This window comes from Afipia sp. GW822-FHT04G07, assembly GCF_058800765.1.
In genome coordinates, this window is record NZ_JBXAMP010000001.1 from 1,589,218 (window position 1) to 1,602,330 (window position 13,113).

Here is a 13,113-nt window from a genome sequence, read left to right on the forward strand (position 1 = left end):
CCCAACAGCGCAGGTGCGCGCGATGTCAATCACGGCGAATGTCTTTCGCATTCGCGCTCGCGCGCAAGCCGATCTTTCCCGGGTTGAACAGGTTTTCCGGATCTATCGCATCCTTGATCGCCTGCAACACTGCAAGGCCTGAGCCCAGTTCACGCTTCATCCAGGGATTGCGGAACAATCCCGCACCGTGGTGATGCGCGATGGAGCCGCCATGATCCAGCGTCAATTGCTGCACCGCGTCCCAGAGCTTCTGGTGAATCGGCAGCGCCTGATCGTCTGCCATGGGCGGCAAACGCACTGTCATGTACTGGCAGGCACCTTCCGGATACACGTGCGACCAGTGCGCGCCAAAATGAACACCGGGATGAATCGCCCGCACAGCCTTACCAATCGCGTCATACATTGCAGGAATCGTGGACCAGTTTCCGGTCACTTCAATCGTGTCGTTGAAGTACCCGGCGTCATGCCACTTCTGGGAATAGGCAACGTAACGGTTTTGCTTCCAGTGTTGGTACGGTCCATCGGGTCCTACCTCGCCGCCCTGTGCTGCGGCGATTTTGAGCGACATGTCCTGTTCGGCCGACACGAGAGGCTCGCTGCCACTGAACTGGAAGACAGCGAGAAACGGCTTGGTTTTGAACAGTTCGATGTCTTTGGTGCGCTCGTCGCTCTCGACGCGATCATAAAGACGTACAATCGACGGGCGCAGTTCGGCCTGCATGATGAGACGCGCGCTGTCCAAAGCGGACTGCAACGACGGGAACGCAAGCACGATACCGCGTTCCACGGCGGGTTTCTTGAAGATACGCAGCGTCGCCTCGGTGATAATCCCGAGGGTGCCTTCGCTGCCGATGATCAGGTCACGGATGGAGGGACCGACCGAACGCCGGGCAACGGGCCGCACTTCAAGCGGCGTGCCGTCTGGCAGCACAGCCTTGAGGCCCACGACAATATCCTCGATTTTTCCGTAACGGCTGCTCAACTGCCCGCCGCCACGGCAAGCAAGCCAGCCGCCGACGGTCGATATCTCGATGGATTGCGGCAAATGCCCGCTGGTGTATCCGGCTTCATTGAGCTGACGCTCGAAATCAGCACCATTCATTCCCGCCTGCACGGTCACCATCGCATCAGTGGGATTGATCGAAACAATCTGGTCGAGCCGGCGGATGTCCACCATAACCTCGCCGCCCAGCGGGATCGCGCCGCCGAGCACGCCGGAGCCGTTACCATATGGAATCAATGCGATGCTGCGCGCTTTCGCAAGCTCAACGATACGAACGACTTCATCCTGGTTCGCCGGGCGGACAACCAGGCGCGGCACAGCTCCAGCAATTGCGCCCGCGCGTTCGCGGAATACGGCGAACGGCAACCGGTCCCTTGAATAACCAAGCCGTTGGTCGAAGGACGTCAGAACGTTCGCCGGTCCGACAATGGTGGCGAACGCCTGAGCCAGGCCTTCATCGACCTGATCGGTATTGCGAATGGCAACGATGGTGTTTGCGGTCATGACAGCCCCTGTTCGGAGGCCAAGTTCGCCACGCTCACTCGACGTACTCCCCGACAACTTCGCTTTTCTATGATTGAACAAATAGTTTGCGCAATCGTTTGTTCAAACGTCGTCTAAACTTGCCCGTCGGTCAAGTTAAAAATTCAGCGTGGAGCTGGACCTGTAGACGCGCGCGCGACCAGACCGTCCGGCGCCAATGGCGCGACGGGTTGCGGCGTACCGCCGTTCAAAAGATCAATCAGAAGATCGGATGCAATCTCGCCCATCAATTCGGTCGGCATCTTCACCGACGTCAACTGCGGATAAAGCATGGTCGCAACGGGCGCATCGTGCAGACCGATCACAGAAACGTCGCGCGGAATTTGCAAACCTGCATCATGCAAAACAGCCATCGCGCCCGCCGCGGTGACGAGCGTTGCACCCAGAACCGCCGTCGGCTTGAGCGCAAGAAGACTGCGCATCGCGTCCGCACCGCCCTCTGCTGTATAGCCCGCAACGGCAACCAACTTCGGATCGAACGGAATCCCGTGACGCTTCAGTCCATCACGATAGCCGGCGAGACGTTCGCCCGCATTGAATCCGCCAGGTCGCCCTGCGAGATGCGCAATCCGCTTGTGCCCCATCTCTGCAAGATGATCGACAGCGATTGCCGCCGCAGCGCGGCTGTCCAGCACGACGCAATAGGGACTGCCCGGCAATCGCCGATTAAGCAGCACAAAGGGCGTATGGGTGGATTCCAGTTCCTCACGCAACAGACCGTCGTCATCAAGGCTCGCGACCAAAAGACCATCGGCCCGGTTGCCATGCGACAGGCGGTGATAGACAGCATCGGTTGCGCCCGGCTCCCTATGAGCGATCAATAATGAGTAGCCGTGCTTTGCCGACGATTTCTCCGCACCTCGGATAGCCGACGAAAACACCGGGTTATCAAGCTGCGGAACGATCAGGCCGAGCGTCCGGCTGCGTGACGTCCGCAAACCTTGCGCCAGTGTATTCGGCGAATAATCAAGGCTACGCGCGCTTTCAAGAATCCGTTTGCGGGTCTCTTCGCGAATGCGCTGATTGGTTTCGCCGCGGAGCACGCGGGACGCGGTGGAAATATCCACGCCTGCCATACGGGCGACATCGGTCAAACGCGATCTCATCAAGACACCGACAGTTGCAATGAAGTGGTAACCTAGGAGACCGTTTGGTGTGAAGCAAGCATATCGTCTGGTACCTTTTGGATTTAGCGAGCCAACGCGTGAGCGAGCGATCTTGCACGCGACAATCATGTTGCGCGCTGATCGCATGTGAGCCGATGTTGTTGCTTGCATTTTGCGGGGGAGTTTAACTCGCCGCCACACCTCATCATGGTGACCCGCTGTCGGGTAGCTCCGAAGCTGACATACGGAGGCCCGCCTTGGTCTGTGACTTAGTTCACAGACCTCTATGGAAATCCAGGCTAGTGAATCGCCGTCCTTCAAAGGAGGGATTCATGCAAGTGCCATCAGGAAACTTTGCTCACCCCGATTTAGGCAACCGGCGAAATTGGACGGTGTGTTGGAGATGGTCTGTTACAGTTCTGGCGGTGGAATTTGCTTTCGTCATGGCCTTGATCGGATTCGCTATAACCCCCCGATCAGCCTTGCCAGTAAAGGCATCCTCGCAGCTCGAACAGGCGCAGCAGAACCCGACTCATAGCCGCAAGGCTTGTCCGCTGGTTAACCTCCAGAAAATCTGAAATCTCGGATGGCCGGCCATCGCAAGCGATCAATCCTGCGTGCGCTCCGCCATACCCTTCAACGAATCCACGTCGATGACGGTGATCGACCCGCGCTGAAGACGCACCAGCTTCCGCTCAGCCCACTCGTGCAGTTGCTTGTTGACGCTCTCTCTCGACATGCCAAGCATCTCACCTATTTCCTGCTGCGTGATGGTGATTTTCTTGTCCAGCGCAGCGCCCCGTCGATCGATCAGGCGGATCAGCGCCTTGGCCAGCTTGCCGGACAAGTCAGGAAATATGACTTGCTCCACATGATCACTGATCCAGCGCAATCGGACACAAAGCAGCTCTATCAGTTTTGTCGCCAGCACCGGTTGACCGGCCAACAACGATAGAAAATCTTTCCTATCGATGACAAACAGTTCGGAGTCAGAGTTAGCGATGGCGTCGGCTGTTCTCGCGAGGCCGTCAAGGACCGCTATCTCACCAAACATTTCTCCCGCATCGACCATATTGAAGATCGCACCTCGGCCGTCGGCGGATGAAACACCGATTTTTACCGTGCCGCTGATAATGAAGAAGAGGCTCTGGCCAGGATCACCCTTCGCGAAAATTGTTGCGCCACGCTTGAAGGTTCTCTTTTTTGCGCAATGACATAGTTGATTTAGGGCATCAGCTCCGAGGCCGCGAAACAGCGGATGGCTGCGCAAGACATGGGTCTTGTCGCCGGCGGATCGGACTGCTCTCGGCTTATCGTCTTGAAGCATCGGTGTATGGCCCGCCTGCAAAACAACTAAACTTCTTCCCATTCGACGCTCCTGGCAACGCCGGTACGGAACAATATTGGCTTCGAGAAATTTCAATCAAATGCCGCTGCAGAGCGGCGAAGTCTATAATATATTTGCAATATTCGGCCGGCTTGCCGCTATCTTTCAGAGGTCTGACCCGCCCCAAAAGGCTCATCTGTCTTGCTATTGCCATAGAACCCCCTAAGTCTAGCCTAGGCTTGGAACTGCGGGCTACCATAAGCATAAGGTAGCGTGGCATGGTCGGCAGCACGGATCATCGCTGTAGCTACTGTGGTTTCCTTTTGGAACCGACAGCTAGGTTTTGCGGTGGCTGCGGGCGCCCGAAGGCTCGTTCCAGCGAGACAGCGTCGCACGCGCTTTCCTTTCTACAATCGAACATCCCCGCCGATCTTGCCGAACGCATCCTGCGTTCCGGCGGTGCAATGCTTGGCGAACGCAAACACGTTACGGTCGTTTTTGCGGATGTCCGCGATTCAACGGCCCTGATCGATCAGCTCGATCCGGAGGAAGCGCTCCAGGTTCTCGGTCCTGTCCTCAAAAGTTTGATGGATGCGGTCCATCATCACGATGGCTTCGTGAACCAGACGCTTGGCGACGGAATTATGGCACTCTTTGGAGCTCCGATCGCGAGAGAGGATCACGCGGTTCAAGCATGCAGCGCGGCGATTGCGATGCGAACCGCCGTCGGCGAACTCAATCAAAGGACCGGACGAGATATCGCCATCCGCATTGGCATGAACTCCGGAGAGGTCGTCATTCATTCAATCGGCAATAATCTCGCGATGAATTACGATGCTGTCGGGAAAAGCGTCCATTTGGCCGCGCGAATGGAAGAACTCGCCGCGCCAGGCAAGATCCTGTTGACGGCGGCAACGCATGATCTTGCGAAAGGTTTTATCACGGTCAAGCCGCAGGGATTTGCGGAGGTAAAGGGCATCTCGGAAGCAGTTGAAGTTTTCGAGCTATCGGCAATAAGAATGAGAACGCGATGGCAGGTCCGGTCCGCGCGTGGCCTCAGCGTCCTCGTTGGCCGCCAAAATGAATTGCGCGCCCTCAGAAGCGCAATCGAGAATGCCGCGGCAGGCAATGGACAGTCATTAAGCATTGTCGGTGCAGCGGGACTGGGAAAATCCCGGCTGATACATGATTTCATCCGGAACCTCTCCGCTGAATGGACCGTGCTCGAGACCGCCTGCCCCTCGCAACGGACAAGTTCAAGCTACTATCCCATCGGCATACTGATCAGAGCCATGTTTGGAATTGGCATTGATGACAGCCCCGAAGCTGTTATCAGCCGCGTCGAGGAAGGAATCGACCGGCTGGACGGCAATCTGTCCGTTTTCTTGCCGCCTATTCTCTCGCTGCTGGACCTCAACGCTGATGATCAGGAATGGAAGAAACTGGAGCCATCAGAGCGGCGGCTCAAAACCATGGAGGCCGTCAGGTCGCTGGTTTTTCACTACGCACAATCGAATCCCTCGGTAATTTTGGTCGAGGACCTTCACTGGGCCGACGCAGAGACCAAGCTCATTCTGCAGAATTTGGCTACCGCCCTCGAAGGAACGCGAAGCGTTCTCATTGGAACGCAGCGCCCCGAAGGCGGCCCCCTGAATCGCGGCACAACCTGTATCGATTTGTCACCGCTTGACGATATGACGTCTCACCAGTTGATGGACTGGCTCATGGGTGACGACAGCGGTCTTGCCCCGTTGAAACGGAGAATACTGGCTCAGTCGCAAGGCAATCCCTTGTTTATGGAAGAACTGGTCCAGACGCTCAAGGAAACGGGGTTTCTTGAGGGACAGCCCGGCAGCTATCGGGCGATCAAGCGGACCGGGCGCGCTGAAATTCCACAGACCATTCATTCTGTCCTCGCGGCTCGCATCGATCTGCTGGATGGATTCCCAAAGTCCCTGCTGCAGACGTCAGCCGTCATCGGTATGGAAATTTCCGTCGCATTGCTCTCGGAAATGCTTGACGTGACCCCAGCGGAGATCTCCAGCGAACTTAGAACGCTGGAAGCTGCCGATTTTCTTCGCAAAATCAGAAGCACCACATCAGCCGACTATTCCTTCAAGCATGAGCTTACGCGCGAAGTTGTCTACAGCACGATGCTGCTAGGCCTTCGACGTTCCCTTCATGCCAAAGCCGTCGAAATCATTGAGTCGCGTTTTTCAGATCGCCTTGACGAGTACATTGATCGCCTCGCCGATCACGCGTTCAAGGCCGAGTTATGGGAAAAAGCCGTTCCTTATCAATTGCGCAGTTGCCGGCGTGCTATAAAGCGCGGCGCCAATCAGGACGCTATCAGCATCTTCGAGCGTGGCCTGGAAACCCTGTCGCATTTGGCTGATTCTCCCGCCAAGATCAAAGCCGAGATCGATTTCCGCTTGACGCTGGTAATTGCGCTTGAGCCGCTCGGCAAACATCGCCAGATCGCGGACATATTGCGCGAGGCGAGCCGTCTGGCCGATGCCTCCAGAGACCCGCTGCGCACGGCTGCAGTCAATTGTCAGCTTGCTGTAGCACTTTGGAGACTCGGAGAGCATGACGCCGCAATGGCAGCTGCCGAAATCGCAAGCCGGATCGCAAATAAAATCGGCGACCCCTCGCTCCAGTTCGCTTCACTTCTCATTGTCGGCATTGTCCATCACGAGCTCGGAAACTTCGCAACCTCAATCAATATGCACGAAAGGTGCCTTGCCATTGAAACCCCGGAGCTTGATCAGAAGAGGGCTGGCTGGGCCGCTTATCCCAGCGTTCTTTTGCGAACGTTCATGGCGGACTCACTGATTGAACTCGGCGATCTCGACCGCGCGGAAACCGTGGCCGAGGACGCCAGCAGACGCGCTGAAATTCTGGATCACGCTTACTCACGTGCAAATATCAATCATGTGCTCGGTCGCCTGCGGACGGCCCAGGGGCGACATGCCGAAGCGCTTTTCCTTTTGCGCGAGAGTTGGCAAACCTGCCTGGATCTCGAAATGGTTCAAATGTATCCCGTCTTCGCAGCCCGGATAGGAGAGGCTTATCTTGCGACGGGCGACATAGAGACTGCCCTCGAAATCCTGTCGGCGCCTGAGCGGCTCGACGTGCCATTGGCGGAGCATTCGTTCGGCTGGCGCTATCTCTTTGTTGCTCAAGGACGGGCCCTGCTCGCTGCTGGCCGCCTTACGGAAGCGCAGGCCGCGGGTGAGCGCGCCCTGGCGCTCGCGGAAGAGCGCGGGGAGCCGCCGCAGCAGGCGTACGCTGCGCATTTGCTCGGTGAGACTGCGCGGGCCGGAAATCCGCAGGACCGCGCCACGGCGGAATCCTATTTCAAGCGCGCACTTGAGCTTGCAGAAAAATGCGGCATGCAGATTCTGGTGGCAACCTGCCGTCACGCGGCAATGAGCGCCGCAAGCCGAAACAAAGAGCCGAGCATCGCAGCAAGTCAGCTGCCTCAGCCTTGAATGTCGGCCAGAATTAACCCGCCAACGCGCGGACTGCCTCAATGCCGGGCAGAAACAGGTAAGCACCACCACGGACACGGACAAACGGGCGCGGCCGGTCGATATGGTGGTTCGCTGGCCTGTCCTGGATCGTGGCCACGTCTCCAGCGCAACTGAAATGTCCAAGTGGATCTGTGCCGGCGTAAAGGCCGTCGAAGTGAGTGTTGTTCAACCATGAATGCTGGATCATTTCGAATTGCCCGGCGATATCTGCATTGAGAGCGATGAATGAAATTCCACGCATCGTTTGGCTGCCAGCCGCACTTTCCTTGGCCATATCCAATCTTTCGCCATAAGGCCTGCCGCGCCTGATAATGCGATGCATTTTTGAAAGACGCAGCGCTGTATCGGCATCCGGCCCGATCGTGTCTCGCGGATTCGCGCGCCTGATGTGAGCCCCGATTGGGCAAGCCATGCCAAAGCGATCCTCGAAGTAATAGAGAAAATCGTTACGCGGCGCCGCGCCAGGAGGCCGGTCTATCGGAAACAGAGGATCGCCTTGGCGCGTTCGCCCAACGAGTTGGGATGCAACCTTTCCCTGGGCAAGTTGATCTGCCCGTCCATAGATACGTTCAGCCGTCTTCGCGACAAATTCGCTGAATGCAGGCACATCCTGTTCCAGTTGCCGGAATACAAGGTATGTCCCATTGCGCCGAATGTCTCTTGGTTCTGCATTTGCGCTGATCTTCGCGCCGGAGATATCCGAGATGCTGGTACGACGCTCGTTCTTATAACCGAGCACGAACTCGCCCGGCTTGACGAGGAGAATTCGCTTTTCATCCGGGGTCAGCTTCTTGTTGTGGTCGGCGTCGCTGCTGCGCTTCTTGCCGCGCCCGTTTGCCTTTGGCGAACCTTCAATCAAAGGCTGGGAAATGCCGTCGGTAAATCCAAAGTGCTCCTTGCGATCTTCATAAATCCGGCCGTCGATAATGAGCGGTTCGCCGTTCTGCCGCATAGCAAGCACGGCGGCACCCGCCATTTCGGCGATCTCGGCATTGATGAACGAGAGAAGTTTCGTTTTATCGGCAGCGTAAAGCAGCAGCATTCCGTCGATGTCGCGAATTTCTTTCCAACCACCCCACTCCCAGAGCTCGGGCGAGCTGTCACCAACATCCCCGAGAACGTTTGACCGTCGCGGAAACTTCGTTTCCGCTGTCGGCTTCGGGGCCATTCCTTCCAGAAACTCCAGAGAAAAGCTGTTCAGTACGTCGTCACTGACACGGAGATGCTTCAGGCCAGACGCCGTAAGCGCCAGGTTTATCGCCTGCTTGCCACCGTTGGCCGTCGCGCACGTCAAACGGCTCGACAATCGTCGCAACCATTCTCTTGCAGAGTCAACCTCGCCGGGCACGAAGTGCCAAAAGACGTAAGCGGAGAATGGCAACTTTGGATACCCGCTCAGCACCAGCCTCTGAACGTCATCCCATTCAACCTTCTCCATGGCAGCTGTCCATATCAGAGGTTTCGAAATATCGCGTCGATCTCGCCATAGTTCAGCGGCTTGAACAACGACTGTCTCAAATCGGTACTCGCATTGATATTGATAACGCTGAGCGTGGGATATGCACTGTACCAGACGATCGTCTCAACCTGGCTTTGGCGGACATAAGCCTTGAAGGGCTGTTCGGCCTGCGCGCCTTTCCAGAAGAGAAATTTCGGTGCAGGAAAACCGTAGGATTTTCCATCGGCCGTAACGAACGTGTTCGACCAAATGGCATTCAGACCCTTCACCGCCGCCAGATCGATGAACTCGTTGAGATAGCTTTCCCAGGCGCCTCCGTAATTATCTAGAAACAGGAGTCGCTTCCCGCCGTCGATCATCACCCACCGCGCCGACAGGATTGTCGGTATGCCGCCAAGCTCCCCCCGGTTAAACCAGAAACGGGACAGCAGGTTGATCACAAACAGTGCAAGCCGTAGCAACCAACACCGAATGAAGCCCGGCTTTACGGATGTTATGCTCGCCAGATGGTTCTGATATCTGTTGATGCCACCCTCTTCGCGGGCATACTTCACGGCGTTCGCACGGGCTCGGACGATGAGCTCGGCAGGCTCCGAAAAGTTGCTTTTGTCCCTGATCTCGAGCGTTCGTATGAGCGCGAAGATCAAAACTCCAGCGGCATAAAAGGTCAGGATGCCAATGAACCCGTAAGCCACAATGACAAAAATCACATAAACGAATGATCGCGCGACCATCGCGATCTGCTCGCTGACGGCAAACGGGATATGACGTGCAACGAGCAGGATGCCGATCGCGCCCACGACAACCATCGCGAACCTGTCAATATCCAACAGCAACCGGCGCACATTCTCACGAACGGCGTCGTATGGCCGAAGCTGGACGGCAAGCTTCAGCGACATCGCCCAATAGTTCAGAACCGCCAAGATCAAGCCGACCGCAATGAGACGCCCGATGATCGATGCTGTCGTTATGAACGATGCCCAGAAGCCGGATTGAGCAATGCCTGCCGATCGCGCCGCGGTCATTCCTGAAATAATGGCCAGGACGACGGAGCCGACAAGAAACACAATCAAAACATATCTGACGATAACCGCGATCTGGAGCGGGAAACGATTGATGAAAAGCTGATCGTGAGGATTCTTCGTCCAGCTGGTCAGAAACAGTTCAAAGACACGCACGATCAGCCATACGACAGTCAACGCGATCAGGATGTGGAGGATCGCGGGCTCAATGGTGATGTGACTGGCAATCCCGGGGAACCGAGACACCATAAGGTTGCTGATTTTGGCCCCGATGTGACTCACTTGTTCGAATGTCCGAACGATATGTTCGTGCAGCACAAATGGCCCCCACCCGAGCAGCGCGCCCACGGCTACACCGACCGCACAGACCACGACGAACGCCGCGATGACGGTCCCAGCCACAATCGCCGAGCGCTGTCGTATCTCCCAGGGTATTGGCGCAACTTGCTCGAACCAGCGATTATCGTTCTGGCCGCGGATCACATGCCGACGCACCTCGTCCAGAAACCCGACCGACCGCGTTGGAATAGCTTCGCCCGGCTGGCATCGTTTCGAAAGGAACGTGAGAATATCGCGGCGGACAAGGCTTTCGCCTTGAATTTGCGCAACGGAACGTCCCGGACTGCCGCTGAAAAAAGTGTTCGCGCCGACGTCATGGCTCACAAGATATTCTTCGATCAGCTGCGGTGCCGCGAGCCCGGAAAACGGATAGTCCGCACAAAACCGATACACTTCATGCATGCCTGCAGACGCGACATCCAGCAATTCACTGAGAAAATCCTCTCGGGACCCGTCGAATGTTGCTTCGAACACGAGGCTAGGTGAAAATTCGCTGTCGGGTTCGAGGACAACGAAGCTGCAAAAATGCAGGCTTCCGATCTTGTCGAACCGAAACAGCGGCCGGCATTCAATGGAGTCACCGGCGAGACCTGGCTCGGCATTGTTGCGCAGATATTCCCGACACTCATCCACACGATCGGGATCGAGCGGCGTGATGATGGTCGTGTAGTTCGGGTTCACCGTTCCTGAGCCCCGGTCGCTTGCTTATTGAATGTAAGTACAAATGAATATGGCGCGGGCCCCTCATAGCGGATCCGGCCATCAGAGCCGGACGCACGGGCGAGACCTGGCAGACGCAGCAGTGCCCGCACCATTTCCATGAGCGCGCCTTCCGCAACATATCTCCCAAAACAACGACGCTCCCCGTCACCAAAATGAATGTAACTCTTGAGCGGTCGCTGCGGATCGAAGCGCAACGAATGTGGAAATGCGTCCGGGTCGAACATGGCGGCCAGCGGCGCTGCCAGAACACGCGCACCCGCCGGCACAATGCGCACACGCCTAGTTCCGCTTGCGATGATTGTTTCGCGCGGACAATCGCGGACCAGCAGAGGAAGCATCGGCCGAAACCGGAGAGCCTCATAGATGTAGTGCGTCAGCGCCTCGTGTGATTTCAACACACGCTCGGTGGCCGAGCGCCGCTCGATTTCCGACGCACCGCTGGCGAAACGTTTCTCATCTACTTCCGCTTCGTCGAGCGCCGCGACGAGCCTCTGCGCCTCCCTCAAGGCATCCGGACGTGCGACGAGTTGATCGACCGTCTGCGACGTGCCGCGGACGACTGTTGCCAAGCCGGTCGCAACCAGACCGGTCAGGTATCGTCGTATCCAGTCTTCATCAAACCACTTTGGCGTGCCACCCGCGTGCAGCAGTACAGTGAGACGCGTCAGCAAATTATCGGGAAGCTCGGTTCGGCGCGACGCGTTGATTACCGACTTTACAACTGCAATCTGCTCCAGCAGTTGTTCCGTCAGGGCCACCATGTCCTCACGCGAGTCGATCCACGGCTTCGATCCGACCGGCGGATTGACCATAATGATACCGGCCAAATTACGCGTGACGCGCGCCATGCGGCGCATGTCGTTCTTCAACGGAGCAACGCCGAAATAGTCAGCAGCGATGCGAATAACAGCAGGTTCCGCAAGCTCGGCCACCATGTCAATCCGACCGTCATTGGCGGCAGCTATCCGCTCGCGGCATTCTTCAGCAACAGATTTCCGGATTGTCTGCGGATCGATCTCCCGCTTGACCACACTCTGGAGGAGCCCCCGCTCGCGCGCGTGCTGCTCGTTCCAGTCAACCGTCATCAGGAACGGGCCCCACGGCATTCCCGGCTCGATTACCTCGCCAAGTGTAAAGTCATCCAAGCGTCCGAGCACTTCGCGGACATCGCTCATCTTGGTGAGAACCACGAGTTTTCCGAAGATCGAGATCGGCCTCACGCCGCGCAGCAGCGTAAAGGCAAGCTTGAGAAGCCAGAGCTGTGAAAAGATGTAGGAGCTGAAACGGTAGCCAGCCATCTGTCTGGCCAGCGATATCTTTTGCAAAAACCGGGTCAGCGCGCCACCGTCAGTCGCCCGCCACTCGCGGCGCCGAGGCGCAGCAGAGCCGCGATGCCGACCTTCGATCATTGAATCAGGAACGTTCGTGCTCATGACGACATCCCGCAATTATCGTTGGCAACGAGCCTTAAAAATCCAAGCCGGCAACAGGTTCAGCAAATCGCAGAATATCATCTCCACGAAGGAACGGCCAATACTCAGAGGCATGTGAGCGGAAACCAGCCAGCAGGATTTTGGGACAACGAAGACATCAATGCACGCTCTGCAAATCTCCAATAACAACAATAGTTTGGGCGGTGCCCATGGCTACCGCGCGCAGCAACGGCCGGGATTGTTCGACCGTCTCGCGCCTTTGAAAGAAATCGCCATGTTTGCATGCGCGGAAGGTAACGCTCCGTCGGGCTTCTCCCGAGCACCAGCCTTCTATTTCCATAAGTTACAAAGAAAACAGGATTGGATTGTCCGCCCAAGCGCCGGCTCGCATGCGCCCGAAAGCTATGCCTATTCGCGGAATGTCACTGAAATGGGTATTGGCGACGTCGCGCGACCGCCCACGGTCTCCGGCGGTCAGCGCGATGGCTCAAAGTATTGAAAATCTTGTTCAAGAGCAGATTAAGAACGGAAAATGGCAGGCTTCACTGAAAGCATGATCGTTGCAAGCGAGTGTCAACAGAGCGTCCGCGCCCTGTTGACACTCGCACACGCAACGAACCCA

9 protein-coding genes are annotated in these 13,113 nt (G+C 56.9%); 3 read left to right on the forward strand and 6 right to left on the reverse strand.

Annotated elements, in window-relative coordinates; translation table 11 throughout:
• Positions 1 to 25: 25 nt before the first annotated feature.
• Both AC1RKJ_RS07845 and AC1RKJ_RS07850 read right to left on the reverse strand, forming a co-directional pair.
• Positions 26 to 1,507, reverse strand: coding sequence for an FAD-binding oxidoreductase (locus AC1RKJ_RS07845; protein ID WP_492790509.1), 1,482 nt, complete (start codon positions 1,505 to 1,507; stop codon positions 26 to 28).
• A gap of 143 nt (positions 1,508 to 1,650) precedes the next feature.
• Entirely contained in the window at positions 1,651 to 2,973 is a 1,323-nt protein-coding gene (locus AC1RKJ_RS07850; protein ID WP_492790510.1) for a LacI family DNA-binding transcriptional regulator, read from the reverse strand.
• Between the two features lie 11 nt (positions 2,974 to 2,984).
• On the opposite strand from AC1RKJ_RS07850, the gene AC1RKJ_RS07855 reads away from it, so the two are divergent.
• The gene (locus AC1RKJ_RS07855) at positions 2,985 to 3,230 is read left to right on the forward strand and encodes a hypothetical protein (protein ID WP_492790511.1); all 246 of its coding nucleotides are present in this window, start codon (positions 2,985 to 2,987) and stop codon (positions 3,228 to 3,230) included.
• Positions 3,231 to 3,259: 29 nt separating this feature from the next.
• On the opposite strand, the gene AC1RKJ_RS07860 is transcribed toward AC1RKJ_RS07855, so the two are convergent.
• The gene (locus AC1RKJ_RS07860; RefSeq protein WP_492792677.1) at positions 3,260 to 3,979 is read right to left on the reverse strand and encodes a Crp/Fnr family transcriptional regulator; all 720 of its coding nucleotides are present in this window, start codon (positions 3,977 to 3,979) and stop codon (positions 3,260 to 3,262) included.
• A gap of 278 nt (positions 3,980 to 4,257) precedes the next feature.
• Between AC1RKJ_RS07860 and AC1RKJ_RS07865 the strand changes: the two genes are divergently transcribed.
• Positions 4,258 to 7,473: an ATP-binding protein gene (locus AC1RKJ_RS07865; protein WP_492790512.1), complete on the forward strand. Its 3,216-nt coding sequence runs from the start codon at positions 4,258 to 4,260 to the stop codon at positions 7,471 to 7,473.
• Positions 7,474 to 7,486: 13 nt separating this feature from the next.
• Here the strand turns inward: AC1RKJ_RS07865 and AC1RKJ_RS07870 are convergent, their stop codons facing one another.
• The 3 genes from AC1RKJ_RS07870 to AC1RKJ_RS07880 are packed head-to-tail and all read right to left on the reverse strand — an operon-like array spanning position 7,487 to position 12,491.
• A complete protein-coding gene (locus tag AC1RKJ_RS07870) occupies positions 7,487 to 8,953 on the reverse strand; it encodes a Dyp-type peroxidase (RefSeq protein WP_492790513.1) in 1,467 nt (488 codons plus the stop codon).
• 14 nt (positions 8,954 to 8,967) lie between these two features.
• Entirely contained in the window at positions 8,968 to 11,016 is a 2,049-nt protein-coding gene (locus tag AC1RKJ_RS07875) for a hypothetical protein (RefSeq protein ID WP_492790514.1), read from the reverse strand.
• The gene (locus AC1RKJ_RS07880) at positions 11,013 to 12,491 is read right to left on the reverse strand and encodes a cytochrome P450 (RefSeq protein WP_492790515.1); all 1,479 of its coding nucleotides are present in this window, start codon (positions 12,489 to 12,491) and stop codon (positions 11,013 to 11,015) included. Before AC1RKJ_RS07880 ends, AC1RKJ_RS07875 begins: the two co-directional genes overlap by 4 nt.
• Before the next feature lie 160 nt (positions 12,492 to 12,651).
• Here AC1RKJ_RS07880 and AC1RKJ_RS07885 point away from each other — a divergent pair, with 160 nt between their 5' ends.
• Positions 12,652 to 12,990, forward strand: coding sequence for a hypothetical protein (locus AC1RKJ_RS07885; RefSeq protein ID WP_492790516.1), 339 nt, complete (start codon positions 12,652 to 12,654; stop codon positions 12,988 to 12,990).
• The last annotated feature ends 123 nt before the right edge of the window (positions 12,991 to 13,113 follow it).

What these genes read in the sequence shown, in the direction of transcription:
- AC1RKJ_RS07855 (WP_492790511.1), top strand. Translation starts at nt 2,985, where the DNA reads ATGCAAGTGCCATCAGGAAACTTTGCTCACCCCGATTTAGGCAACCGG.
- AC1RKJ_RS07870 (WP_492790513.1), bottom strand. Translation starts at nt 8,953, where the DNA reads ATGGAGAAGGTTGAATGGGATGACGTTCAGAGGCTGGTGCTGAGCGGG.
- AC1RKJ_RS07845 (WP_492790509.1), bottom strand. Translation starts at nt 1,507, where the DNA reads ATGACCGCAAACACCATCGTTGCCATTCGCAATACCGATCAGGTCGAT.
- AC1RKJ_RS07885 (WP_492790516.1), top strand. Translation starts at nt 12,652, where the DNA reads ATGCACGCTCTGCAAATCTCCAATAACAACAATAGTTTGGGCGGTGCC.
- AC1RKJ_RS07880 (WP_492790515.1), bottom strand. Translation starts at nt 12,491, where the DNA reads ATGAGCACGAACGTTCCTGATTCAATGATCGAAGGTCGGCATCGCGGC.
- AC1RKJ_RS07865 (WP_492790512.1), top strand. Translation starts at nt 4,258, where the DNA reads ATGGTCGGCAGCACGGATCATCGCTGTAGCTACTGTGGTTTCCTTTTG.
- AC1RKJ_RS07860 (WP_492792677.1), bottom strand. Translation starts at nt 3,979, where the DNA reads ATGCTTCAAGACGATAAGCCGAGAGCAGTCCGATCCGCCGGCGACAAG.